General features: G+C 46.0%; 24 protein-coding genes and 1 tRNA gene. 5 read left to right on the forward strand and 20 right to left on the reverse strand.

Going from position 1 to position 24,241, the window contains the following annotated elements:
• Nucleotides 1–526: 526 nt before the first annotated feature.
• The 14 genes from VJL_RS17165 to VJL_RS17230 form a co-directional block, all read right to left on the reverse strand.
• Nucleotides 527–1,681, reverse strand: a complete 1,155-nt coding sequence (locus tag VJL_RS17165; protein WP_038872900.1) for a flagellin — start codon at nucleotides 1,679–1,681, stop codon at nucleotides 527–529.
• Nucleotides 1,682–2,125: 444 nt separating this feature from the next.
• Nucleotides 2,126–3,316, reverse strand: coding sequence for a flagellar hook-associated protein FlgL (gene flgL / locus VJL_RS17170; protein ID WP_038872898.1), 1,191 nt, complete (start codon nucleotides 3,314–3,316; stop codon nucleotides 2,126–2,128).
• A gap of 12 nt (nucleotides 3,317–3,328) precedes the next feature.
• Nucleotides 3,329–5,242 carry a flagellar hook-associated protein FlgK gene (gene flgK / locus VJL_RS17175; RefSeq protein WP_038879780.1) on the reverse strand — a complete coding sequence of 638 codons (1,914 nt, stop codon included), beginning with the start codon at nucleotides 5,240–5,242 and terminating at the stop codon, nucleotides 3,329–3,331.
• A gap of 165 nt (nucleotides 5,243–5,407) precedes the next feature.
• Entirely contained in the window at nucleotides 5,408–6,334 is a 927-nt protein-coding gene (gene flgJ, locus VJL_RS17180; RefSeq protein ID WP_038872895.1) for a flagellar assembly peptidoglycan hydrolase FlgJ, read from the reverse strand.
• 19 nt (nucleotides 6,335–6,353) lie between these two features.
• Entirely contained in the window at nucleotides 6,354–7,445 is a 1,092-nt protein-coding gene (locus tag VJL_RS17185) for a flagellar basal body P-ring protein FlgI (RefSeq protein ID WP_038879784.1), read from the reverse strand.
• 44 nt (nucleotides 7,446–7,489) lie between these two features.
• Nucleotides 7,490–8,269 (reverse strand): flagellar basal body L-ring protein FlgH, encoded by a 780-nt coding sequence (gene flgH / locus VJL_RS17190; RefSeq protein ID WP_038872908.1) that lies wholly within the window; start codon nucleotides 8,267–8,269, stop codon nucleotides 7,490–7,492.
• Nucleotides 8,270–8,299: 30 nt separating this feature from the next.
• Nucleotides 8,300–9,088 carry a flagellar basal-body rod protein FlgG gene (gene flgG, locus VJL_RS17195; RefSeq protein ID WP_038872892.1) on the reverse strand — a complete coding sequence of 263 codons (789 nt, stop codon included), beginning with the start codon at nucleotides 9,086–9,088 and terminating at the stop codon, nucleotides 8,300–8,302.
• 18 nt (nucleotides 9,089–9,106) lie between these two features.
• Nucleotides 9,107–9,856: a flagellar basal body rod protein FlgF gene (locus VJL_RS17200; protein ID WP_038879788.1), complete on the reverse strand. Its 750-nt coding sequence runs from the start codon at nucleotides 9,854–9,856 to the stop codon at nucleotides 9,107–9,109.
• Between the two features lie 308 nt (nucleotides 9,857–10,164).
• Nucleotides 10,165–11,478, reverse strand: coding sequence for a flagellar hook protein FlgE (flgE, locus tag VJL_RS17205; protein ID WP_009705674.1), 1,314 nt, complete (start codon nucleotides 11,476–11,478; stop codon nucleotides 10,165–10,167).
• Nucleotides 11,479–11,510: 32 nt separating this feature from the next.
• A complete protein-coding gene (gene flgD / locus VJL_RS17210; RefSeq protein WP_038872887.1) occupies nucleotides 11,511–12,221 on the reverse strand; it encodes a flagellar hook assembly protein FlgD in 711 nt (236 codons plus the stop codon).
• 17 nt (nucleotides 12,222–12,238) lie between these two features.
• Entirely contained in the window at nucleotides 12,239–12,652 is a 414-nt protein-coding gene (flgC, locus tag VJL_RS17215) for a flagellar basal body rod protein FlgC (RefSeq protein WP_038872880.1), read from the reverse strand.
• A 5-nt stretch (nucleotides 12,653–12,657) separates the two neighbouring features.
• Complete coding sequence (gene flgB, locus VJL_RS17220; RefSeq protein WP_038872877.1) at nucleotides 12,658–13,053, reverse strand: flagellar basal body rod protein FlgB; 396 nt, start codon at nucleotides 13,051–13,053, stop codon at nucleotides 12,658–12,660.
• 340 nt (nucleotides 13,054–13,393) lie between these two features.
• Complete coding sequence (locus VJL_RS17225) at nucleotides 13,394–14,221, reverse strand: protein-glutamate O-methyltransferase (protein WP_038872874.1); 828 nt, start codon at nucleotides 14,219–14,221, stop codon at nucleotides 13,394–13,396.
• Nucleotides 14,222–14,232: 11 nt separating this feature from the next.
• Nucleotides 14,233–15,159, reverse strand: coding sequence for a chemotaxis protein CheV (locus VJL_RS17230; protein WP_038872871.1), 927 nt, complete (start codon nucleotides 15,157–15,159; stop codon nucleotides 14,233–14,235).
• 76 nt (nucleotides 15,160–15,235) lie between these two features.
• On the opposite strand from VJL_RS17230, the gene flgA reads away from it, so the two are divergent.
• The 3 genes from flgA to VJL_RS17245 all read left to right on the forward strand — a co-directional run bounded on the left by flgA (nucleotide 15,236) and on the right by VJL_RS17245 (nucleotide 16,864).
• The gene (flgA, locus tag VJL_RS17235; protein WP_038872868.1) at nucleotides 15,236–15,982 is read left to right on the forward strand and encodes a flagellar basal body P-ring formation chaperone FlgA; all 747 of its coding nucleotides are present in this window, start codon (nucleotides 15,236–15,238) and stop codon (nucleotides 15,980–15,982) included.
• A gap of 115 nt (nucleotides 15,983–16,097) precedes the next feature.
• Nucleotides 16,098–16,412: a flagellar biosynthesis anti-sigma factor FlgM gene (gene flgM / locus VJL_RS17240; protein WP_005425628.1), complete on the forward strand. Its 315-nt coding sequence runs from the start codon at nucleotides 16,098–16,100 to the stop codon at nucleotides 16,410–16,412.
• A gap of 26 nt (nucleotides 16,413–16,438) precedes the next feature.
• On the forward strand, nucleotides 16,439–16,864 hold the full coding sequence (locus tag VJL_RS17245; protein WP_038879791.1) for a flagella synthesis protein FlgN: 426 nt from the start codon (nucleotides 16,439–16,441) through the stop codon (nucleotides 16,862–16,864).
• A 168-nt stretch (nucleotides 16,865–17,032) separates the two neighbouring features.
• Here VJL_RS17245 and flgP read toward each other — a convergent pair whose 3' ends face one another.
• A complete protein-coding gene (gene flgP / locus VJL_RS17250; protein ID WP_038872861.1) occupies nucleotides 17,033–17,464 on the reverse strand; it encodes a flagellar assembly lipoprotein FlgP in 432 nt (143 codons plus the stop codon).
• 9 nt (nucleotides 17,465–17,473) lie between these two features.
• Nucleotides 17,474–18,112, reverse strand: coding sequence for a FlgO family outer membrane protein (locus VJL_RS17255; RefSeq protein ID WP_038872858.1), 639 nt, complete (start codon nucleotides 18,110–18,112; stop codon nucleotides 17,474–17,476).
• 172 nt (nucleotides 18,113–18,284) lie between these two features.
• Between VJL_RS17255 and VJL_RS17260 the strand changes: the two genes are divergently transcribed.
• Both VJL_RS17260 and VJL_RS17265 read left to right on the forward strand, forming a co-directional pair.
• A complete protein-coding gene (locus VJL_RS17260; RefSeq protein ID WP_038872856.1) occupies nucleotides 18,285–19,418 on the forward strand; it encodes a flagellar assembly protein FlgT in 1,134 nt (377 codons plus the stop codon).
• Between the two features lie 68 nt (nucleotides 19,419–19,486).
• Nucleotides 19,487–19,563 (forward strand) — tRNA-Arg (locus tag VJL_RS17265).
• A gap of 100 nt (nucleotides 19,564–19,663) precedes the next feature.
• On the opposite strand, the gene VJL_RS17270 is transcribed toward VJL_RS17265, so the two are convergent.
• The 4 genes from VJL_RS17270 to VJL_RS17285 all read right to left on the reverse strand — a co-directional run bounded on the left by VJL_RS17270 (nucleotide 19,664) and on the right by VJL_RS17285 (nucleotide 24,188).
• On the reverse strand, nucleotides 19,664–20,170 hold the full coding sequence (locus VJL_RS17270) for a hypothetical protein (RefSeq protein ID WP_038872853.1): 507 nt from the start codon (nucleotides 20,168–20,170) through the stop codon (nucleotides 19,664–19,666).
• Nucleotides 20,171–20,374: 204 nt separating this feature from the next.
• Nucleotides 20,375–21,331: an OmpA family protein gene (locus tag VJL_RS17275; RefSeq protein WP_038872851.1), complete on the reverse strand. Its 957-nt coding sequence runs from the start codon at nucleotides 21,329–21,331 to the stop codon at nucleotides 20,375–20,377.
• Nucleotides 21,332–21,937: 606 nt separating this feature from the next.
• Nucleotides 21,938–23,365: a glutamate--tRNA ligase gene (gene gltX, locus VJL_RS17280; protein WP_005438627.1), complete on the reverse strand. Its 1,428-nt coding sequence runs from the start codon at nucleotides 23,363–23,365 to the stop codon at nucleotides 21,938–21,940.
• A 226-nt stretch (nucleotides 23,366–23,591) separates the two neighbouring features.
• Complete coding sequence (locus VJL_RS17285) at nucleotides 23,592–24,188, reverse strand: YccT family protein (RefSeq protein WP_038879795.1); 597 nt, start codon at nucleotides 24,186–24,188, stop codon at nucleotides 23,592–23,594.
• Nucleotides 24,189–24,241: the final 53 nt, after the last annotated feature.

Here is a 24,241-nt window from a genome sequence, read left to right on the forward strand (position 1 = left end):
TCACTGCCATGGTGATTTCTCCAATTGATTTTCCGATGTAGCGGTTTCCGACGTCTCGGAAAACCAAGTAGTTCTCTCAAAGTTACTTCTATTAACGACTCGGATTTCAGAAGCTTTAGGAAAAAATCAAAAAAAATGAATTTGCGAGATTTGACTAGAAAAATTGAAGAAAAATAGAAAAAAGGCCTCAAGTTTCTGCAGCTTAAGCCGAGCGTTCTAAATTGAGCAAAGAACAATCAAAAGCCACTAAAAAGCAGTGAGTTAGATGAAGGTGAAGAAGGTTTTATTTAGGAGATAGAAAAGAAAAAGCCCCTTTTCCTTTGAGAGAACTGGGGCTAGGTTGGTAGCCAGAGCCTATGTGGAGATCAAGAGAAATGAACACATAACCGGCACACCGGGTGCAACCTTACATTGAAAATAATTGGCAGGTGAGAGATGAGAGAGCCGCACATTCTATTATAAAGTTGCTTGCCACAAGCCTGCATTCCCATCCACGTCTGAATGTATTGAACACAGGCAAGGTAAACTACTGCAATAGTGACATCGCAGAGTTTGGCAACTGTTTTGCTTGAGCAAGAATCGAAGTACCTGCTTGTTGCAATATTTGAGCTTTGGTCATTTGCGTGGTTTCTTTCGCAAAGTCCGTATCTTTAATTCGGCTGTTCGATGCATCAACGTTCTCTTGGATGTTCGCCAAGTTGTTGATGCTGTGGCTCAGACGGTTTTGTTTCGCACCAAGGTCAGCACGTTGTGAATCCACGTACTTAAGCGCTGAGTCCAGTACAGAAATCGCGTTCTGAGAACCTTGTACAGTTGTCATGTCGATGTCTTGCACTGAAGTACGCACTGCATCTTCTGTCAAACCAAGATCAGACGCTAGACCACCAGAGATTGAAATATCGCCTTGAACATTCGGGTGAGCAACAAACACTTGTAGCTTGCCGTCTTCGCTTACCGATGCATTGATCATATCAGATTGGCCGTTGATGTACGTTGCCAACTCTTCAATATCGTCGCCTGTTTTTGCGTTGATATTGATTTCTAGATCGTCAGGGTTGCCGTCTTCGTCTTCACCCATGCCAGGAAGCGTGATTTTTAGGTCCGCTTTAGCCGGGTCGACACCCCAGTCTTTGTCTTTACCGTTCTCAGAGAAGAAAGTCACACCGCCCATACGCTGGTCATCCGCGCGGATGCTCGTTAGCGCCATGATCATTGCTTCACCAGAGCTTGAACCGATTTGGAATGCCGCTTCACCGAACGAACCGTTCAATAGGCGACGACCACCAAATGAGGTTGTTTCTGCGATACGGTTAAGCTCGTCAGTCAATGCTGATGATTCTTCGTTGATCGCCTGACGCTCTGCTGGAGAGTTAGTACCGTTTGAAGATTGAATCGCCAAGTCACGCATACGTTGCATCACTGACGTCGCTTCATTCATCGCGCCTTCTGCTGTTTGGGCAATCGAGATACCATCGTTTGCGTTGCGCATTGCTACATCAAGACCACGAGACTGTGCAGTTAGACGGTTAGAGATCTGTAGACCTGCGGCATCGTCTTTTGCACTGTTAATCTTATGTCCTGATGACAGGCGTTCCATCGAGGTGTTTAGCTCGTTGCTCGCCTTGTTTAAATAACGCTGCGCGGTCATCGCGGAAACGTTAGTACTAACTGTTACAGCCATTTTGCTCTCCTTTTGAGTTCGCAAGCTTTTGCGAAGCGGCCAGCTTTACTCTCATTTGGATAAGCACTGACCGTAAAAATTACTTGCTAAATCTGCCCATAAGGCAGGGTTTAGAATCTCGTAAGTCTGTTCTGCCAACATCAATACAATTTGTGTGCCAACTTATTAACCATTATTTACTCTTTTAGAAACGAACAAATAAACAACAAGTTAGTTCTATTTTCCTGCGCTTTCATTCCACGCAAGGTCATCATGTATCGCTATCGGTTCACTGTTTTTCTGTTGCCGCTAACATTGCCACTTTACGCATTGCCGCTTTCGGTAAAATCGTGCCGCATCTGCTCGACAATCATGTTTGTTCTACTCTATTTATCGCGCTTAAGGCTTGGCACATAAGGCATCAAAATAAAGCACAATCACAACAGATTGAAATCTGTGAACGTCCTAGATGTAGTTAAACAGTGTCAGGTCTTTTGTTTTACCAAAAGCCTGCTGTGAGGCTTGCAGCGCACGTGAGTTCTCACTGAACTCAATCACTGCTTTGGAATAATCCAAATCCTCAAAGTTGCTCTTCGCTTTCGCCAGAGACAAATTAAAATCTTCGTGGTTTTGCTCTTGAATATCGAGCGTACTCAACTTAGCACCCAAGTCGGTTCTGACTTTGTTCATGTGAACGAAGGCCGCTTGAAATTCTTCTGTCATCTGGTGAAGCTTTGCCGTTGCTGACGCATCCGACACTGAACTGTCTGACCAAGACATAGTTTCCCGAAACGCGTCAAAAACGCTAAAGGTTTCACGTGGTTCAAGCGCAATACTATCTCCTGCCGTCACCTGCCCTTTAAGCTGAATATTGACGCCTTCGTATTGAATCCCGTCGACCGGTGAATAGTCATCCACTTGAACAATACTGCCGTCTTTTTCCAACTGGTAACCAAACTTGCCGTTGCTCATGTCGACAAACGTGACTTTGTAGTTGGCATTGTCTGATGATGCATTGGTCGCTTGACCAAGTAAGAGCTCAGAACCTTCCTTCAAGTCATACTGCGGCTCAAAATCGCCAAACGGATTGGGTATCTCCGAGAACAGTTGATTCCCCGGATAATTAATGCCCAGTTCCATATTGCTGGCGATCTTCATCTTGCGCTGGTAATCGTCACCGGTGTACACGACACTGCCATCAGAATCGCGGAAAAATGGCTGTGTTTTTGGTTTCGTTCCCGCAAACACATAGTTACCAGATTCATCTTGTGTATTCACAAGCGCCAAGAAGTTATTCGCAATTTCTTCCAACTCACGCTTCTTTGCTGCGCGGTCTTCCGGAGAAAACGCACCGTTGATCATTTCCATCGAAATGCGTTTCGATTCATCAGTGAATTGCTCAGCGTTGGCAATCACCACTTCTTGGTTTTCTAGTCGATTACGAACCAGAACAATGGCATCAAGATATTGCTTTAGCTGCTCTTCTTGCTGGCCAATGCTCTGAATATAGTGCGTCGCAAGTGGATCATCACTCGGCTTGGTCAACTGCTTACCAGAAGCAAGTTGCTCCTGATTATGGTGTACCTTGTTTTCCTGACGGCGCAGGTCATTCTGCACTGACTGGTAGTTATGGAAGCTAGAAATTCTCGTTAACATCTAGGGCCTCCTTTATCGCAACTGCAAGATGGTGTTGAAGGTGTCATTGGCTGCCTGCATCACACGAGAAGAGGCCATATACGCCTGTTGGAACTTCATCATGTTTGCCGCTTCTTCATCGAGATTTACCCCCGAGATCGACGCCACACGCTCTTGTGCCGCTTCACTTTCTAGTTGAGCGACGTCTGACAAACGCGTTGCGGTTGAAGTCTTAAGCCCCACGTCCGTATTCAAGTTGTAATACAAACTCAGAATCGTCGATTCATTGCCGTTCATCTTTTTGTCAGTTTGAATGTTCTGCATCTTACGCAAGTTACCGTTATCACCCTCAGAAGGGACTAGGTTAGCGGTAAACTTGTCATTCGCCAGCGCACCAGAGCTAAGCTCGAATACCGTTGCTCCGCCATTTTTGTAACTCGGGTGATTACTAGGCAAAGACACTGAAACAGGCCCTGTAGGCGGATACGGCTGCGGAGCCATAATCACATTGCCTTTGGTATCGGTAACGGCAAATTGATCGCCCGTAGGTGAGACCACCACTTCAAATTCACGCAGGTCGCCCGCATCGATAATTTCGAATTTTGCGTTACCTTGGGCAAAGGTTGTCGATGCCTCATAGCTTTGTGCGGCAATTGCTTTTGGATCAGTGGTTTCGACTTTCATTTGTGCTGCACTACTACGGGTTGGTCGAAGCAGCACATGCTCACCCACTTTTGGCTCATTGCGCACTTCGACACGCATGCCGTCAATGTATATTGCATTGCCAGCATCAGTATTAAGTTTGACGGTTTCACCGTTTGGTTTGGTCACTGCGTAACTGTCACCGTCGTAACGCAGTGAATACTCCCCACCCTTTAATGCACTAATGTCATTGATGTACACCGCCATATCTGCGGTTGATTGAGGGCCGGCCACCACACGGGATTTCGCCAAGCGTTCTGAGTTAACATCAGTAAACAACGGGTCACCAACATTTCCATTGTGATCTAAGCCTTGTGATTGCAAGTGGTTAATTTCACTTGAGAATGCGGTCGCTAATCGACCCAACTCATCCATCACTTGAGGAATATGTTCGTCGCGCATTTTCAACATCGCACCGATTTTTCCGTCGATGTCGTCCGACTTAATGGCTTTAATACCGCCACCTTCCACCATAGCAAGACGGCGTTGATGTACATCAGGTGAGCCATCAATCATCTTTAATTGGCTGGCTTCAGTACCTGAGACCAAGGTATGCCCGTTGCCAATGTGCACGTTGAAACCTTCTGAGTTTTTACGTGGCGTGACCGTCACTTTGGTGTACTCAGAAAGTTCTTTAATCAGCTTTTCGTGTTGGTCCATCAAGTCGTTATGAGGACCAGGAGTTCGCATCATCAAACGGTGGACATCGCGGATCTCGACAGCAAGTTGGTTCACACGTTCAATGCCCATATCGAGCGATTTGTTGGTCACATCCGATTGCTGACGAACGGTTTCGTGAAATTCGTTTAAGGTATCGCTGAGCAGCTTAGCTTTTTCTAACACCACCTTACGTGCGCCCATGTCATTTGGGGTATCTGCCATGGTTTTCACCGCATCAAACCATTCATTAAGGTTCTCAGGGATCTTCTTTGACGCGACCGACGACAACATACTCGAAAGTAAGTCGAGATTTTTTTCGTCATCAAGCTTGGCTGCGTAGTTGGTCGTAGAAAGATTAAGCTCTTTGACGGCAAACTGATCCCAAGAGCGGCGAACATTTTCCACATGCACGCCCATGCCATAGGTAGAACCACCAAATTGGCGAGGATCGTTGGTGCCTTGGATAACAGACTGACGACTGTAACCTTCTGTATTCGCATTAGAAATGTTATGACCAGTTGTATTCAACTGTCGCTGAGCAGTAAGCACACTTTGTGTACCTACATTCAACAGATCTGACGCCATACATGCCCCCAAAAACGAAATAAAACCGGAATGAACCGATCACCTACTGAACTTTTAGCAAAAGGTGTGCCAGTTTATTAAAAGGAAATAACCTAGGAAAAAAGAAAGGCTTGCACCATGGCAAGCCTTATCAAATGAAGATTTAGCATTCAATAACGATATGAATTACATGCTTTCAATTTTCTGCTTCACTTGCAGTACTTTGTCTGCGTAATTCGGGTCGGTGGCGTAGCCTGCACTGTGAATACCACGAATAAAGGACTCGGAATCACCGCCTTGCTGAAGTGCCGTTTCGTAGCGAGGGTTCTCGTTTAAGAATCGTACATAATCGTTAAAACTGTCTTGGTAGTTCGAATAAGAGCGGAACGCCGCCGTCTCTTTCACTGGTGTATTATCATGGAATTCCAGTGTTTGCGTTGTTACCTTGTCGCCTTGCCAGCTTCGGTCAGCTTTGATGTTGAACAGATTGTTACTGCTACCACGCGCATTCTGAACCACCTTTTGCCCCCAGCCCGTTTCTAGCGCGGCTTGAGCAAGTAATAATGAAGGCTCCACACCCAAGGCTTTTGCTGCTCGGTCGGCGTAAGGCTTCATCGAGTTAACAAAAGATTCTGGCGTATCAAAACGTGATGGCTGAGAGCCCGGACGCGACAACTGGCCAGATTCAATTAAACGTTGCTCGATTTCACGCGCTTTCTTTGGATCCACGCGACGATATTCCACAGCATTATTTGCCGCATCGCGCATGGCTGTTTCACTCTTATCATCACCTTGACCAACGGTTAGTTGCTTCACAATCATGTCAGCAAGGCCCATCGAGCCAGATGCACTCAAGTTACTCGCCATCTGCTCATCCAGCATTTGACGGTAGAACTTTTCGTTTTGGCTATTCATGAAATTCGATTCAAAGCCTTCGTTGGCTTCACGCATCGATTTCAGCATCATCGAAGTAAAGATAGATTCAAACTGACGAGCCGCTGCTTGCAGTGCTTCATGCTCGCCATCTTTGCCTTCTTTCACCGCTTTTTGACGAAGCGTATCAAGGGAGCTGATGTCATGAATAAAGCCAATATCGTTAGGATTGTTCACCATGTTTTTTTCTCCTAATCGATTAGATGATGATTAACTGGCCTTCAATGGCACCAGCTTGTTTCAACGCTTGCAGAATCGCCATCAAGTCAGAAGGAGCAGCACCCACTTCATTGACTGCACGAACAAGATCATCCAGCGTTAAGCCCGGTTCGAACTTGAACATCTTGCCTTTTTCTTCGTTCACTTCGATATCTGAGTCCGGCACAACCACCGTTTGCCCACCAGAGAAGCCATTTGGTTGGCTCACATTGAGGTTTTCTTTGATTGCTACCGTCATGCCACCGTGCGTCACTGCCGCAGGTTTAAGGCGAACGTGTTTCCCGACAACAATGGTGCCGGTACGAGAATTTACAATGATTTTCGCCGCGCCATCAGCCGGATCGAACTCTAGGTTCTCGATAGCTGATAAGAAGGCCACGCGTTGGCTTACATCACGTGGTGCTCGAACACGAACAGAAGTCGCGTCAACGGCACTGGCCATTTGGGGGCCAAGGAAGTTATTCACGGCATCTGCCATGCGCTGCGCAGTGGTAAAGTCAGAATCCAGAAGGTTAAAGGTAATGTAATCGCCACGACCAAATGGGTTTGGGATTTCACGCTCTACCATGGCACCACTAGAAATAAGACCGACCGTTGGGTTATTACCCACAATCTTAGAACCGTCTGCACCTTCCGCACTAAAGCCACTCACGACTAAATTGCCTTGCGCGACTGCGTATACTTCACCGTCCAAACCTTTTAGGAACGTTTGTAATAACGTACCACCACGCAGGCTTTTCGCACTACCGATAGAGGACACAGTGACATCGACTTGTTGTCCCGGCTTTGAAAATGGAGGCAATTCAGCCGTCACCATTACCGCGGCAACGTTTTTGATTTTCGGCTTAGTGCCTGGCGGCATTTGAATGCCGAAGTTTTGCAGCATTGCCGCGAAGCTTTGCTCAGTAAACGGGTTCGATTCGCCCGTACCTGGTAAGCCTGAAACCAAGCCATAACCGACAAGTTGGTTACTACGCACACCAGCCACTTGCGCGACGTCTTTAATACGCGCAGCTTGGGCTGTGGTTGCAAACAGCGCAACGCTCAACAGTGCTAATAGGATTCTTTTCATGCTTACTTAATCTCTTGCAGTCAAATTGCCGTCAATGCGGCGTCTTATAAGGCTACATTAAAGAATCGTGCCAAGAAGCCCGGTTCTTGCATATCTTGTGGTAAACCGGTCCCTGAATATTGGATTCTTGCGTTTGATACGCGGTTTGACGCAATAGTGTTGTCAAAAGTAATATCATCAGGACGAATAGTACCGCTTAGGCGAATGTACTCATCACCCGTATTTAGCGTCATCCACTTCTCCCCACGAATCACGAGGTTGCCGTTTGCCAGCACCTCAATGACTTCTACCGTGATGTAACCGCTGATGCTGTTACTCTGTTTCGCTGATGAGTCACCAGCAAAAGTATTCGTGTTGTTCAAATCGTACGAGAAGTTGTACTTGCCGCCCACTTGCAACTCTTGACCACCAACAGACAACGGTTCCATTTTCGCATCGTTGGTTTTTGATAGATCGGCATTGGCACTCTTAGTCGCACGAGTCGTTTCGTCGAGTGTTACGGTAATGATGTCGCCGATTCCGCGAGGTTTAGAGTCATCGTATAGGTCAGTAATGTGTTCTGCGCTAAACAACGAGCCCGTCGCTGCTGCGTAGTGCTCAGGTTTTTGCTTAGGATGAATAGGTGCCCATGCCGGATCGCCCGCCACAGGATCGCTTCTGCCGCGCAGAGTATCAATGATGCCGCTGCTCTCGTCTTTCGACTTATCGCCTTCAACCGCATCTACCACGGTTGTCGCTTGGCTCACTTCGTCAGTTTCGATCGGTTCTAGCATCGTACAACCAGACATCGTAGCGATAAGTGCAAGTAGAGAAATACGTTTCATCATTGGCCCCTTAATTCCTAATCCGAGCGATTACAATTGCTGGTTAACGAAGCTCATCATCTTATCGACGGATGAGATTACTTTTGAGTTCATTTCATAAACACGCTGTGCTTCGATCATGTTGACCAACTCTTCAGTCACGTTCACGTTGGACGCCTCAAGCATGGATTGACGAATCTCGCCTAAGCCATCAAGACCAGGAACACCTTCTTGTGGATCACCACTTGCGCCCGTTGGTAGGTAAAGGTTTTGACCAATAGGCTCTAGACCACCAGGGTTCACGAAATCAGTGATGGTTAACTGGCCAACAACCACGTTGTTTTGCTCACCACGGATACGTACCGATACTTCACCGTCTGTGCCGACTGTAATAGAAATCGCGTCTTCAGGAATCACAATCTCAGGTTCAACGGCGTAACCAGAGCCAGAAGTCACCAATGTCCCTTCACCATCAAGGGTGAACTGACCGTTGCGGGTGTAACCGATGTTGCCGTCTGGTAGTGTCACTTGGAAAAAGCCATCACCTTCTACCATCATATCCAATGCGTTGGTTGTGGTTTGTGCGTTACCGTGCGTGTGCACTTTTTGCGTTGCGACCACTTTAGAACCGGCACCCAGCATCAAACCACTTGGAAGTTCAGTATTTTGAGAAGACTGACCGCCTGGTTGGTTAATGTTTTGGTAGAACAAATCTTCGAATACCGCACGGCTCTTCTTGTAGCCAACGGTTGAGGCGTTCGCCAAGTTGTTCGAAATCGTTGCGATGTTGGTTTGTTGGGCGTCTAGACCCGTTTTACTTACCCATAGTGCTGGATGCATTGTGAACCTCTAACTCTGTTAACTCATACGAAGCAATGAATCTGAAGATTTGTCCATCTCTTCAGCGGTGCTCATCATTTTGACCTGCATTTCAAACTGACGTTGAAGGTCAATCAGAGCGGTCATTTCACCTACGGCATTCACGTTACTACCTTCAATTGCACCAGTTTGGATGCTGATAGAGCCGTCTGCTTCGTAAGGCTGGTTTGGAGTTTTATGGCGGAATAAGCCATTGGTATCTTTAAACAAGTTTTGATCGTCCGTGCGCACAAGCTTGATACGATCAACCACTTCTAATTCTTCAGCCGGCGCACCTTGAGGCAGTACAGAGATGGTGCCGTCACGACCGATTTCGATTTTGGATACTGGGATTGGCAAGGTGATTGGCGCGTCGTTTTCGCCCAAAATCACATGACCGCTTGCATTCGTTAGCAAGCCATTTTGATCAACTTTTAGGTTGCCGTTACGCGTTAAACCTTCTTTACCGGTTTGGTCCATAACGGAAATCCAACCATTGCCCTCTACCGTAATATCAAGATCGCGACCCGTAGTAATCACACTGCCTTGGGCAAAGTTATGCCCTGGGCGTTCTGTCATGCTGAATACGCGTGTAGGGAGACCTTCACCATAAGCTTGCATGGAACGTGCTTGTGCTAAGTCAGCACGAAAGCCAGTTGTACTTACGTTTGCCAAGTTGTTGGCACGCAATTGCAGGGCCTGCATATTTTGCTTGGCGCCGCTCATTGCGAGAAACAGTGCGCGATCCATAATTTACTCCAAAAATTCTCTGTACAAGGAGTAAAAAGCAAGAGTTATGCCAATATTAAATTAATGTTATTAATCAAAAGCTTGAATATAAAACGAGATATTTAAAAAGGGGATAATGAAGGAATAAGTCGCTAGAGAGGCAAGATTGTGATCCACAAAGCGGCAACAGCGGCAAGTATAAGATCAAAGCATGCCCAACCTGAATTGAGGTTTATTCAGATTAGGCATCAGATGAATGTCATGATGTTACCAAGCGGTAACGGCCGTGGCTCGCAGCGCTTGATCAAACAGATTATCAGGCTAGTGTACTAGCGGATCTGTAGGATATTTTGTTGCAGTTGGTTATGTACTTCTAGCGCACGTGAGTTTGCTTGGAAGTTACGCTGAGCAGAAATAAGATCCACCAGCTCCTGAGTCATATCAATGTTTGACTGTTCCAGCATACCGTTGTTGATGGTGCCGAAAGAGCCCTTGTTTGATTCGCCCCAGATTTTATCACCAGAGAACTGTGTTGAATCCCACTGAGTGCCGCCTTTCTTATCCAGACCTTGCTCGTTAGGAACACGTACTAGCGCCACACGACCCAATGTTACGTTTTCACCGTTTGAGTAAGTACCCAATACGCTACCGTTTTCATCGAAGTCTACTTTAGTTAGGAAGCCCGTTGTTGCGCCATCTTCATCGAACTTTGTCAGCTCGAATGGTGCAGCAAACTGAGTCGCTGAGCCTAAACCAAAGTTAAGTGTTTGCGCAGGATCGGCACCGTTTAAATCCACTGGGTTGGTGTTTGTCGCAGGATCGCCCAACGCTACCGATGTGATTGGCTGACCGTTGTTCAAACTTGCCAGCGTACCATCGTTGTTGAACTTCATCGTGTGACCAACGTGACCCGTTGGTGTTGCCGCATCACCGTTAGCAACGTTCAATGGCTTCTCACCGCCCTTGTCCGTTACTGTGTAGTAAGTTTGCCACGTGTTCGGCTGAGTTTGGTCTTTCAAGTAGTAAGTAGTTAGCTTGTAAGACTGACCCATTGAATCGTAAATCGTCGAAGACGTTGAACGGTTATATGTATCTGGATCTGAGAAATCAAACTGAGTTGGATCTTTCAAATCACCGTTAGCCGGTAAGTTCACACCCACTTCAATGTTCGCTGTTTGCTTTGGCTTACCAAACTCTGCAGGAATATTGATTGGTTGTGGCTCGTAAGACGATACCTCACCAGACTCTGGGTTTACTTGGTAACCAAGTAGGAACTCATCGTTCGCCGTTACCATGTAGTTTTCTTTGTTCAAATGGAATGCACCGTTACGTGTCATTTCATTTTGTTGAGGGATAAGGCGATCTTTCGCTACCGCGAAGAAGCCCGTACCCGACACACGTAAATCCATTGGGTTATTGGTGTAAATGCTTGAACCTTCGTGGAACTGTTGCGCCACTTGGTTCGCTTGCGCACCGCCACCCGGAGTGGTTTTTGCGTTGGTGAACAAAGAGTTCGAGTACACATCGCTGAATTCCGCACGAGACTCTTTAAAGCCGTACGTGTTGGCGTTCGCAATGTTGTTACTGGTGGTGTTCAAATCCAGTTGAGCGGAGGACAAACCGCTTAAAGATACATATGACATTCCAAAATCTCCTAACCTGACCTGTTATCGAATTACGCTTTGCCGACTTCCAATACTTCTGCAAGTCGAACTGGCGATTCAAAACCAGCCAGATTGAGTAATACGTTTCCGTCACCCTTGCCTAGCAATACACTGTTCACGTTCGCATAAGTAGACACCGGGAACTCTTGCGACTCCCCTTCTACCAAGCCAGACGCTTTCACATTGTATTTACCAGCAGGCAATGGATTACCGTTTTCATCATTACCGTCCCAAAGTACACGAGTGTCACCGGCTGGTTTCGCACCTACCTCAAAAGTACGCACCAATTGGCCCGCTTCGTTTTCCACTCGAACAAACAGGTTGTCAATTGGTTGTGCCAGCTTAACCATTGCCGCCATTGCAGCATTGTCTTGCTTCACACCCGCCGCACCTGGGACCAATACGTCACGACCTACCAAAGAGGAAGCTTGTAACGCTTGGTTTGATGTCATTGACGAGTTTAAGCTCTCGAACTGAGAGTTCATCTTGCCAATACCATCTACGGTCGCAAATGACGCCATTTGCGCAATCATCTGGTCATTACTTACCGGCTTAAAAGGGTCTTGTTGCGACAATTGCTTCGTGAGCAAAGATAAGAAGTCTTCCTGTTTCAGGTCTTGCTTACCAGTGCTCTCTTCCGTCTTCTTGTTGCTCTCTTGTAGACTTTTAAGCTGGTCGATATAGGACAAGCCGCTTTGACCAACGTTGTTAATTCCGGCCATACGCTACCCCCTTATCCTTATTGACCCATCTGCAGCGTACGCAGCAGCATTTGTTTACTAGAATCAGCTACTTGCACATTGGTTTGGTATGCACGAGAAGCCGAGATCATGTTTGCCATTTCTTCCATTACATTTACGTTAGGCTTGTAGATGTAGCCTTCATCGTTTGCAAGAGGATGGTCTGGGTTGTACTCCGCACTAAGCGGTTTATCGCTTTCTACAATACCCATCACCTTCACTGGCACCGTATCACCGCCACGCATGGCGTTACTTAACTCCGCACCAAACACAGCATGACGCGCTTTGTAAGTGTCTTTCGCAGAGCTGCTGACACTGTCGGCGTTCGCCAAGTTGCTTGAGGTAGTATTCAGACGAACGGACTCAGCGCTCATTGCGGAACCTGTCACATTGAAAACGTTAAATAAGCTCATCTAAATTATTCCCCTTTGATTGCTTTGGTTAAGTTCTTGAATTTACTGCCTAGAAAGTCGAGTGATGCCTGGTGTCTGATTTGGTTTTGCATAAATAAGTTACGCTCTAAATCCAAATCCACCGTATTGCCATCGCCCGTATCAGGTTGTGTAGGAAGACGATATAGCTTGTCCCCGACCAACGTTGTAGTGGCAGGAATGTGCCGACCATCTGTACGGCTAAGACCAATGCTTGCCCCAGAACTTGCCGCCTGCAATTCCTTAGCAAAATCTAAACCTCTTGATTTATAACCAGGCGTGTTGGCTTGCGCGATGTTGGTGGAAATCACCTCCGCATTGCGCTCACGTACGCCCACCGTGTATTGGTGGATGCCTAGTGCATTGTCAAAAGATATAGCCATGTTTGCCTCTACATTAAGAACTGACCGTTATTGATAACTAAAAAGCAATTAGCGTGCCAAAAATAGAACATGCCGTTTTGCCATTTTTGTTACCGACGTAATGGATTGCAATAAGCAAGCCAAAGTGATTGATGGAGTGTCATATAGAATCGAGTAATCAACTCGACCCTCTAAAAAATATACACCCTTTGGTGCATTGCAGGCAAAAACGGCCAGATCTTTAGCGAGGAGAAACGCAGAAAGAGTAAGGAAATGGTGGGATGGAAAGGAACAAAAAGAAAAGCCTGACACAAGGTCAGGCTTCATTGTTTTAAAAAGAGTCCGCTATTTTAGCTTACCGCTACTTTAATTTGTAAATAATACCTGGATTACAGCGCACCATTTCAAATTTGTCGGTCAAACCAGTGAGCGATTCCGAAGCACCCAACAACAGGTAGCCACCAGGGTTTAAGCTGTTTGCCATCTGGTTCAGCACTTTAGACTTCATCTCTGGAGAGAAGTAAATCAACACGTTACGACAGAAAATAATGTCGAACTTGCCCATCAGCGCATAGCTTTCCATCAAGTTTTGTGGACGAAAGTTTACCAAGCGTTTCACGTTGTCTTTAACTTTCATACGGCCATCGCCAGCATCTTCAAAGAAGGTACGACGACGCTCAGGAGAAAGGCCACGGCCCAATGCTAGGTTGTCGTATACACCCGCTCGGCACATATCCAACATACTTGCTGAGATATCCGTCGCGGTGATCGACACGCTCGGCAATAGACCCGGTTTACGCTGCTGCGTTTCCAAGATGGTCATTGCCATTGAGTAAGGTTCTTGACCCGACGAGCTAGCAGCTGACCAAATTTTAATTGGTCGTTTATTTGCCGCCATCTCCGGCAACAATTTGTCAGCTAATACCGTGAAAGGATAAGTATCTCGGAACCACAATGTTTCGTTAGTCGTCATCGCATCCACAGCGGCAACTCGCAGTTCACGGTTGCGGCCAGTTACGACATCACGGAGCAAATCAGACAACGAAGCAAGCTTGAATTTAGTCACAAGCGGGCTCAGTCGGCTGCGCACTAGGTATTGCTTACTGTCACCTAATACGATGCCACACTGTGATTCTAGAAAACGGCTAAAGTCACGATACTCTTGATCACTGATTGTAATAGCAGTCATTAATGTCTCTTTTATTGTGTTAATGCAGATTTAACCGCGTTACCCAATTCATCTGGGTTAAATTTCGCAATGAAGGTGTTTGCACCCACGCGCTCAACCATGGCTTGGTTGAAGACGCCACTCAATGAGGAGTGGAGGATAACATAAAGGTTCTTCAAATCTGCATTTCTGCGAATCTCGGCGGTTAGCGTGTAACCATCCATTTCTGGCATTTCAATGTCGGAGATCACCAACGAAATCTGATCGTAGATGCTTCCTTCTTGTGCCATTTCAAGCAGCTTATTGTACGCTTCTTTACCATCTTTCACAGAGACAACTTCAAATCCAATCGAAGTAATTGCTCGCTCAACTTGTTTACGAGCAACGGTTGAGTCATCCGCAATCAAAATACGACGAACAATTGGCTTCGCTTGCTCAGCAACGGCAATTTCTTCACCGATAGCTGAATCCATGGTTTCATCCACTGGCGCAATCTCAGCTAAGATCTTTTCTACGTCTAGGATTTCTACCAATTCGTTATCAATGTTCGTTACCGCAGTTAGGTAATGCGCTTTGCCTGCACCATCAGGTGGCGGCAGAATCGCTTCCCAATGCATGTTAATAATGCGCTCAACGGACGACACCAAAAACGCTTGGATGGTACGGTTGAATTCTGCGATAACAACAAAACATTTATCAATATCTGTGGTTGGGCGGCCACCGATTGCCAGACTTAAATCAATCACTGACACAGTATGGCCACGGATATGAGCGACACCTTTCACCAAAGGGTGTAGATTTGGCATTGAAGTCAGCTTAGGGCACTGTAGTACTTCTTTTACTTTGAATACGTTAATGCCGTAACGCTGTCGCCCCATCAACCGAAAAGTCAGTAATTCTAATCGGTTTTGGCCAACGAGTTGCGTACGCTGATTCACCGAATCAAGAATCCCCGTCATATGCTCATCTCCATCTCAAACTTTTTGATTTTAAATGATACTCTACCACTGGTAGGCATAATACCAGAGAAACAGTATGGCGTATCATAATATAAATTCGACACCATTGACTATGACAATATGTAGAGCGTTATTTACAAAGTACGCTAAGTCTATCGGCATCTTGCTCAGTATGTTTAGCTTTTTTGTGCATTCAGCAACGGAAAACCAACTTGAGCAAATCCGAACCGCCGCCGAGCAGCACATTCTTAGCACGGTAGAGCAACCAGCGGGAGGAAATTTGTCCGTCAATGCGGCAAATATTGATCCACGTATCAAAGCCACCGATTGCCCAGAGCCCCTTGATACATCTGCATCTTCAACCAGTAGCACACGCAGCAATATTAACGTTTTGGTTGAATGCCCCGCAGACAATTGGAAGGTCTACGTTCCGGTAAGGATCTCGGCTTCAGTTCCAATGATCGTTTCTACCCGCCAGTTAGGTCGAGGAGAGATCATCAGTGCTTCTGACGTAACCACTTCAATGATCGAGTTACAGCGTTTTCGCAAAGACGGTTTCACCAATATTGAGCAAGTGATCGGCTCAAAACTCAAGCGCAATGTACGCCTAGGTGATGTGGTCGAGCGCAATGACGTGTGCGTGGTTTGCCGTAATGAGAAAGTGACGATCAGAGCAGTAAAATCAGGTATGACCATCACCACGCAAGGCACCGCATTGCAAGATGGATCTTCTGGCGATCAAGTAAGAGTGAAAAATGATAAGTCCCAACGTATAATAGAAGGAATTGTGACAGGCATTGCGGAAATCACCATCACCTTCTAAGGTTGGCTGGTGTACGGCAAATCGATCAATAAAAATGCAAAAAAGCACTAAAGTTATTTGGTACTTGGTCGATAGTCTGGATACCAGTATTACGATACGAGTTTAAGGTTGATATATGGCAGGTATAGACAATATACGTTCAGGACAGATGATGACGACAACCAGTCGCGCACCTGCACGTACAGATTCTAGTGCAACCAGCACAACGGAATCGAAAAAAGCGCCAGCACAGCAAGACGCGGTATCACTAAGCCAACAAGGCAAAGCAGTCAGCAAACTCCAAAAGGATATGGCAGCTTCTCCGGCTTATGACAGCGCAAAAGTAGCGGCAATTAAAGAAGCAATCGCAAACGGTTCATACAAAGTCGACCCAGAAAAACTGGCGGACAATATGATTAAGTTTGAAAACGAATTGCAAGGCAAAAGCTAACTGACTTAGGCCCAAGGTAAGTATTCATGGCAGCATTAGTCGATCTTGTAAATTTCCAGCTAGAAAATACGAAAGCACTTTCTGGTGTACTGCGTCAAGAAACACAAGCCATCACTGCTCGTGTCTCTATTGAGATCGAAAAACTCGCCAAAGAAAAAATGACACTCATTGGTCAACTAAGAACCACTGACCAGCGAATCGCCTCTCACCCGCACGTCAATCAACTTACTGAAGACGAAAACCTAAGTCAGCTAGTCGCTCAAATCCAATCCATCGTCCTCGATTGTCAGCAAGTAAACCAAATGAACGGTGAATCACTCAACCGTGCTCAACTGAGTTTCAACAAACTTAACAACATGCTTCAACATACCCACGGTAAGATCGGCATGACTTACAATGCTGGCGGTAAAACCCATACGATTTCTACTCTCGGAACCAACATTAAAGCGTAGATTTCCTCACCTCTACTCTTTGGCATTCGCTCCACGCTCACCAGAACATTCCCACTGAGGGTATTTTCTACTCACACGACTTCGCAATAAAACGCCAACAAAAAAGCGACTCATTGTTGCCAATCAGCCGCTTAAGAAAGATTATCTATTGAGTAAAGCTGGGTCGAATTAGAACAAGGTCTGCTGACGCTTCTCAGGAACTTGTTGTACTTCTCCGTAATCTCGCAGCTTATCCATTTTACGGATATCTAGGCGAAGCTCTGTCACGTAACTGTCTTCAACCAAGTAACTGCGCACGACTTCTGCACCACGGATAACGCCATCAACAGCGCCAGTGGTACTTTCCACACCCAGACGCTGATCAGCAAGCTCTGCACGGCCGCTAACACGCATACCATACACTTGCTCTGCTAACTCACGGTAAGCATCAATCTTTGACGCACGCATGGCACGAACGCGTCTTTCTTCAACGGTTCGGCCTGTTTGCTCACTTACGCTGGCATAACCTACCGCCACTAAAATCTCATCTTGGCGCATCTGCTGCAATGGTTGACACCCCACCAGCACCAATGTCGCAATAATAAATAATAACTTCTTCATGCTAATGTCCTACGGGCGGAGAATCACTGTGTATGGCTGACGAATAGTTGGGTCGGAGCGAATCAGCACGCCATCTTGAGTGCGAATACTGTTAAGCGTATCCAAATCACGACCAATACGGTCCGCAGGCAAGAAGCCTTGCGCTGTCGCCACTACGATACGGCTTTGCATTCCAACTACACGAGCGTTGACTAGGACGCCGCCCTCTTGACGCAACATCGTACCGGTCAGCACGTATTGAATCTCTTGTGCTTGTGCAAGGTCTTGCCAATCACGGCTTAGAGCAAAGTCACCTTGCTGTGTAACTTGGATATTGCCCGTTGTTTTAAAATCCACAACTTTGAAGCCACGGCGCTGGAACTGATGGATAAACCCTTCCGATACTGAATTGCCCAGCCAGTTAGTGGCATCCATGCTTTGCAGATCGACAAAAGAGGTAATCGCAATCGGTGTACGCGACGATACTGCAACATTCGAAACCATTAACTCTTCCGTCATGCTCTCAATGAAAAAGTCCATCGTATGACGAGGACTGTCCATCAGCATAAACTGACTGCCAGAATACGGTTCTTTACCATTGTAAATTGGTGAGTACGCGCACGATGTCAAAAGCGTCATCATCGATGCGGCGACAAGCCATCTTTTCATGGTTTGATTCTCCAGATAATCTTAGGTGTTACTGCTCTTTCATCACTTCGTTTACGAAGAAGCGTGATCTTGGAACAGTCTTTGCTTTTCTTCTGTTTGTCTAACTAAGAAAAAGCCACCAAACTTCACTGAAATTGGTAAAGCAATATTTATACCCGAACGGTTACAAACAATGAAAAAATTATTTTTTAGCCTAATATCAATCACTTTCATATTGATGACGCCATTTCGAGCGGCAGCATCTTGGTATGAAGTGACAGGCGTTGCCACGATCGTCTCTTCAGATGAAGCGGCAAGGCTGCACGCATTGGAAGACGCCCTCTTCAAAGCCGTCAACTTTTCGGGCGCAGACATTGGCAGCATCAGTAATTTGATGCCGCTATTAGAAGAAAGCCGCAAAGAGTACCAATTCACTAACCATGAAGTGCGTTACATCTTGGTGGAGTCAGAGCGTAAACGCAGCGGCAAGATGGAAATGCGCATCCGTGTGGACATTTATCCATCGGCAACGGGTTGCCACGTGGATCAATACAAGAAAACCGTTCTGGTGGGTAACATTGATGTCGCGTCACCCCAACAGGCGGTCATGGGCCAGATCTACAATGTCGGCGACGATTTCAGCCATGTTGTGAATCGTCAATTGGATCAAACGTCACGCAGCTTTGTTTCTGTTGGCACCACCGATTATTCGATCAGCGCAAATTACCCTGAACGAACCAAAATGATCGCGCAAGACAACGGCGCGCAATACATCATTGGTGGTGTAGTAACAGATTTAACCGCAACCATTGATGCAAAATTATTGAAAGACGACGTAATCAATCGTCAGTTTGCACTGGAGATGAAAGTTTTTGACGGTAAAACTGGCCATGAGGTCTACCACAAAAATTACCGTGAAGTGGCTCGCTGGCCATTTGCAAAAACCAGCCAAGTCGATACACGCAGTGCACGCTTCTGGGCATCCACCTACGGTGAAATGATGCTGCGCGTGAGCCGTAATATTATGTTGGATTTGGAATCGGAACTGTCTTGTAAAATTACCCTACCAGAAGTGGTCGCGGTATTTGGCAACACAGTCACCATGGATCTTGGCCGCATGCACGGCGTACAAGAGGGTGACCAGCTGCAATTGTGGCACACGGCGTCATTCATCGACCAAAACGGTTTGCCACGTAATAAGGTCTCTCAGAGCGAAATAACCCTAAGAGTAACTCGTGTCTACGAGCACGAAGCGGAACTGACGATCGAACAACCAAACCTTGCCTCAAGTGTTCAAATTGGCGACGTAATGAACAAGATGCTTTAGCAACGCGTATAAGGCTTTGCGATATGCTTACTTTTGAATATCATAGGTAACGCATCTTATTTGATTACGCCCCCATGGCACAGCTGGATAGCGCAGTCCCCTCCTAAGGGACAGGTCGTAGGTTCGAATCCTACTGGGGGCGCCATTCATCGCCTTAGCTTATTGCATTCAAGCTAAGGCTTTTTTATGCCCGCAGTATAGGCAAATCATTTCGAACGATGTCGACGACACCAGTGAAAAACCGCTTACTTAAGATCAATGCTGTTTAGGCGCCCCATGAAGGTTAAGATCTCAAGGTTATCTTTGTGTGCATCCAACAACGCTTTTTTCGTCTGCATATAGGCAGCAAGTTTTCCGTACTTGTTGATGGATCGAACCACCGTTTTGTACTTGTACTGCCCTTCCTCGTCGAACTCACGCCACTTGGCAATGTAACAAGTGTCTCGATTGTTCGGATCTTCCAACGTTGGGTTGGGTTTATGGACAATCTTAGGCTCAACGCTGTGTGGCAGCCTTGTCATCAGGTACGGGTCTTTCAATAGACGACGCCAAAACTTGCCCCACATTTCACGCCCGAGCTCGTTACGCAGTTTGATGGCCTTCTTAAGGCCTTTCTTTTCTCCAATGCGAACGAAACCCACGGAGCGGTGCAATACCGTATCTTCCGGTGTGTGGATGTGGATCTTAAAGGCTGTTTTGCCTTTCGAAATAAAGCGGTGTCCAGTGTTTGTTATTAAATTGCTCTTAGACATAGTGCTAACTAATAATTCTATTAATAGCCAAAGGGTAAGCAAAACTCATACATAATTAAAGTAATAAAATACAAAACTGTAAATAGCATAGACGTTGATTCTTTTGTAATACATCTAAGATGAGCGCAATAGATATAAAAAAGCCCCAAAGAGCGAACTCTTTGGGGCATTCAGCGTTTATGCTTCTAACGGTCAGATAGGAGCTTATTGCTGAACTTGGTATTCAAACTCAGGAACAACAACTTCTACGCGACGGTTTTGTTCACGACCTTCACGAGTCTCGTTTGAAGCGATTGGGTTGTTTTCACCTTCACCACGAGCGTGGATACGTGAAGCATCGATACCTTTTTCTACTAGCGCGTTTGCTACAGATTCAGCACGTTTCTCAGAAACTTTTTGGTTGTAAGCTGCTGGGCCTGAAGTGTCTGTGTAACCAATTACGTCAACGTTCGCTTGTGGGTACTCGTTTAGGAATGCTACTAGCTCGTCTAGTTTTGCAGCGCTCTCTGGTTTTAGAGTTGTGCTGTTTAGTGCAAAGCTACCTGTACCGATAGTTTGAGTTTCAAAAGTCTTAGTTACTACAACTGGAGCAACTTCTTCAACAACCACTTCTTCAACGATTGGCTCTTCTTCAACAACAACTTCGTCGTTACCGCCAAACTTGAATGCAACACCTAGCGTTGCAGAGTTACCCATTGCTTTCACAGAATCGTTGTTGATGTCTGTGATTGTTTGGTATTCCGCACGTGCTGTTACGTTTTCGCTTACGTTGAATTCAACACCAGCTGCACCTAGGTAAGAGTAATCGTCTTTACCATCGTTCATCATTAGGTAAGCGCCACCCACTTTACCGTAAAGTGCGATGTCTTCTGTGATTGGTAGGCTGAACTTAGGAGCAAGTGTAATTGCTTCTACGTGGCCACCGAAAGAAGTTTGGTCGAAGTCACCTAGGTTGTCGAAGCCTGCTTCTACTGAGAAGTAGTCATTCATTTCGTAACCAACAAAAGCACCTAGAGTAGAGCCATCTTTGTCACAAGCTTGACCAGCTACACAAGCGTCGTCCATCCAAGACTTACCCATCTTACCGCCCACGTATACTTCTGCGTGCGCTGCTGAAGCCATAAGTAAAGAAGCTGAAATTACCGCTGCTAGTTTTTTCATTATTGATTCCTCTAAAAGAAGTTCTCTTGTTCGTTAACGAAATGCGCCGCCTGACTGACGTTGTATTTCAATTCTTTTATTCAGTTCCTTTGAGTTTGATACCGAAATAACTTCCGCTCATTTGCATAAAAGTCACTTGGGTATGTCTCCTGCTCAATGATGCATAAGCGTGCCTCACTGACGGCGAGCACTATAACCCTAAGAAATCCCAAGACAAATCCCAAAACTGTCAATTTAGTGTCATCGAAAAGCATGATTTAGTGTGATCTGGCGCACCATAAAGTGAGCCACAGCAATAACGCAAACGTTTGCGTGAAATTTCAAAATAGTAGAGGTAAAGCAAATTAACTTCTCATAAATGAGACGATATTTAAGGAACTTTGAGGATAGTGTTTTTATTTCAGAGAGATATTTCGCATGAAACTACTCAATTAGCATTCACAACAGCTATATTTGGATTAGTAAAACTTATCAATTTTTGAGCAATCTGATGAGAAAAAGTTCAGTAATTCAGGCGGTATTTCAGGAAATTTGCTGTTTCCCTGGTGCCAGATACAAAAAAAGCCGCGGTATTTACCGCGGCTTTTCGACTAATTATTCAAGCAATTATGCGTTTGCTTCACGCTCAGCGATGAACTCAAGCGCCATCTTGATGCGAGCAACGCAGCGTTCTTTGCCAATCAGTTCCATTACTGCGTCTACAGAAGGAGACTGACCGCCACCTGTGACTGCAACGCGTAGTGGCATACCGATTTTGCCCATGCCGATTTCTAGCTCTTCACATACAGCTGCGATTACGCCATCTTTGATGTTCGCTGTTGTCCACTCAGTCAGTGCTTCTGCTTTCGCTAGAGCAAGCTCTAGAGGCTCTTTAGCCACGCCGCGTAGATGTTTCTTCGCTGCGCCCGCTTCAAATTCAGCGAAGTCTTCGTAGAAGTAACGGATTTGCTCAGCTAGCTCAACTAGCGTGTTGCAACGCTCACCCACTAGCTTGATCACTTCAGTGATAGCTGGGCCGTTTGTTACGTCTAGTTTTTGTTGATCTAGGTGCCATTGTAGGTGCTGTGCAACGTACGCTGGATCTGAGTTTTTGATGTAGTGGTTGTTCAACCATTGCAGTTTGTCAGTGTTGAATGCAGACGCTGACTTAGATACTGCGTTTAGGCTAAATAGGTTGATCATCTCTTCTTGAGTGAAGATCTCTTGATCACCATGAGACCAACCAAGACGCACTAGGTAGTTGTTTAGTGCTGCAGGTAGGTAACCCATATCACGGTATTGCATTACCGATACAGCGCCGTGACGCTTAGACAGTTTCGCACCGTCATCACCTAGGATCATTGCACAGTGTGCGAATGTTGGTACTGGCGCACCTAGCGCTTCGTAGATGTTGATCTGACGAGGCGTGTTGTTGATGTGGTCTTCACCGCGCACTACGTGAGTGATGCCCATATCCCAGTCGTCAACCACTACACAGAAGTTGTACGTTGGCGAACCGTCAGTACGACGGATGATCAGATCATCCATTTGTGTGTTACTGATTTCGATACGGCCACGGATTTGGTCATCAAATACTACGCTGCCTTCTTTCGGGTTACGGAAACGGATAACACATGGATCGCCATCTTTTGCCGCTTCGTTTGCCGCTTTGATTTTTGGATGGTTAGCATCGTAACGAGGCATTTCTTTGTTTGCTTCTTGCTCTGCGCGAACTTCATCTAGCAGTTCTTTAGATGCGTAACATTTGTATGCTTTGTCTTCTTCTAGAAGCTTATCAACCATCTCGTTGTAACGATCAAAACGTTGAGTTTGGAAGTAAGGACCTTCGTTCCACTCAAGACCTAGCCATTCCATGCCTTCTAGGATCGCATCAACCGCTTCCTGAGAGTTACGCTCAAGGTCAGTATCTTCGATACGTAGAACGAATTCACCACCTTGGTTTTTAGCATATAGCCAAGAGTAAAGTGCAGTACGCGCACCACCAACGTGTAGGTAGCCAGTTGGGCTAGGAGCAAAACGAGTTTTAACCGTCATCAGAGTTCCTTAGGGGTAATGAGCAACGAGAGGGCTCTCGTTGTAATATCAAGGATAAAAGTGGCGACATTTTACCATCGTAGGTCGATTCTACAATCCTTCCGTGTGGTTTAACGCCAGAAATACAAATAGGGCAGCACCGATTAAGGTACTGCCCTCTTATTTATAGCGACAAAACGCTTGGAACAACAGAAAAGCTATCGCAAAAGAAAGTTACGAATGCCGATTATTTTAGATTCTGCATCGCCCACTGCATGAATTCTTGTTGCTCTTGACGGCTTAGATCACTGAAGGACTCTTTCAATGTCTTAGTGACAGCCGGAGACGCCGCGATGCTTGCTTTCGTCGATTGCTTGTTCATTGCTTTGTTGTAATCAGCCACTTCACGTTCATAGTCGCGGAACCCTTGTAGGCCGCCTTTGCGAAGTTGAACCATTGAAAACTCAACATCTTTACCGCTTGCGTCTTTCAGCGTCAGTTTCGGATCTATTTCAAATGCTTTGGCTTCTTCAATAGTGCGGAACTTATTGTATGTCAGCGTTAGCTCTGCATCTTTCGGTGCATCGAACTCAAGTAAAAGAGGCTGTGAATCAAACTTACGACGCTTACCATCTTCAAAAACAATTTGGCCCACGTTCACGGCCAGTTGGTTTGCACCGTCTTCTACTTTGATGCTGTTGTTGTCAGAGATCCACTCAGGGTAGACGAACTCACTGTTGAGAACGCGAGGAACCAATTCCGCTTGCAGAGTCAGTTGAGCAGCAAATGCAGGCGCAGAAATAAGTGCGCAAAGTCCTAATAGTGTGGTTGTTTTTTTCATCATGGTTTTCTCGTCTTATACCAATTTAGATAAGTCACTGAAATCAACAGGCCAGT

The organism is Vibrio jasicida CAIM 1864 = LMG 25398 (assembly GCF_000400365.1).
GTDB lineage: Bacteria > Pseudomonadota > Gammaproteobacteria > Enterobacterales > Vibrionaceae > Vibrio > Vibrio jasicida.

Coding starts and splice junctions, on each gene's coding strand:
- VJL_RS17165 (WP_038872900.1), bottom strand. CDS start 1,681: ATGGCTGTAACAGTTAGTACTAACGTTTCCGCGATGACCGCGCAGCGT.
- flgL (WP_038872898.1), bottom strand. CDS start 3,316: ATGTTAACGAGAATTTCTAGCTTCCATAACTACCAGTCAGTGCAGAAT.
- flgK (WP_038879780.1), bottom strand. CDS start 5,242: ATGGCGTCAGATCTGTTGAATGTAGGTACACAAAGTGTGCTTACTGCT.
- flgJ (WP_038872895.1), bottom strand. CDS start 6,334: ATGGTGAACAATCCTAACGATATTGGCTTTATTCATGACATCAGCTCC.
- VJL_RS17185 (WP_038879784.1), bottom strand. CDS start 7,445: ATGAAAAGAATCCTATTAGCACTGTTGAGCGTTGCGCTGTTTGCAACC.
- flgH (WP_038872908.1), bottom strand. CDS start 8,269: ATGAAACGTATTTCTCTACTTGCACTTATCGCTACGATGTCTGGTTGT.
- flgG (WP_038872892.1), bottom strand. CDS start 9,088: ATGCATCCAGCACTATGGGTAAGTAAAACGGGTCTAGACGCCCAACAA.
- VJL_RS17200 (WP_038879788.1), bottom strand. CDS start 9,856: ATGGATCGCGCACTGTTTCTCGCAATGAGCGGCGCCAAGCAAAATATG.
- flgE (WP_009705674.1), bottom strand. CDS start 11,478: ATGTCATATGTATCTTTAAGCGGTTTGTCCTCCGCTCAACTGGATTTG.
- flgD (WP_038872887.1), bottom strand. CDS start 12,221: ATGGCCGGAATTAACAACGTTGGTCAAAGCGGCTTGTCCTATATCGAC.
- flgC (WP_038872880.1), bottom strand. CDS start 12,652: ATGAGCTTATTTAACGTTTTCAATGTGACAGGTTCCGCAATGAGCGCT.
- flgB (WP_038872877.1), bottom strand. CDS start 13,053: ATGGCTATATCTTTTGACAATGCACTAGGCATCCACCAATACACGGTG.
- VJL_RS17225 (WP_038872874.1), bottom strand. CDS start 14,221: ATGACTGCTATTACAATCAGTGATCAAGAGTATCGTGACTTTAGCCGT.
- VJL_RS17230 (WP_038872871.1), bottom strand. CDS start 15,159: ATGACGGGGATTCTTGATTCGGTGAATCAGCGTACGCAACTCGTTGGC.
- flgA (WP_038872868.1), top strand. CDS start 15,236: ATGGCGTATCATAATATAAATTCGACACCATTGACTATGACAATATGT.
- flgM (WP_005425628.1), top strand. CDS start 16,098: ATGGCAGGTATAGACAATATACGTTCAGGACAGATGATGACGACAACC.
- VJL_RS17245 (WP_038879791.1), top strand. CDS start 16,439: ATGGCAGCATTAGTCGATCTTGTAAATTTCCAGCTAGAAAATACGAAA.
- flgP (WP_038872861.1), bottom strand. CDS start 17,464: ATGAAGAAGTTATTATTTATTATTGCGACATTGGTGCTGGTGGGGTGT.
- VJL_RS17255 (WP_038872858.1), bottom strand. CDS start 18,112: ATGAAAAGATGGCTTGTCGCCGCATCGATGATGACGCTTTTGACATCG.
- VJL_RS17260 (WP_038872856.1), top strand. CDS start 18,285: ATGAAAAAATTATTTTTTAGCCTAATATCAATCACTTTCATATTGATG.
- VJL_RS17270 (WP_038872853.1), bottom strand. CDS start 20,170: ATGTCTAAGAGCAATTTAATAACAAACACTGGACACCGCTTTATTTCG.
- VJL_RS17275 (WP_038872851.1), bottom strand. CDS start 21,331: ATGAAAAAACTAGCAGCGGTAATTTCAGCTTCTTTACTTATGGCTTCA.
- gltX (WP_005438627.1), bottom strand. CDS start 23,365: ATGACGGTTAAAACTCGTTTTGCTCCTAGCCCAACTGGCTACCTACAC.
- VJL_RS17285 (WP_038879795.1), bottom strand. CDS start 24,188: ATGATGAAAAAAACAACCACACTATTAGGACTTTGCGCACTTATTTCT.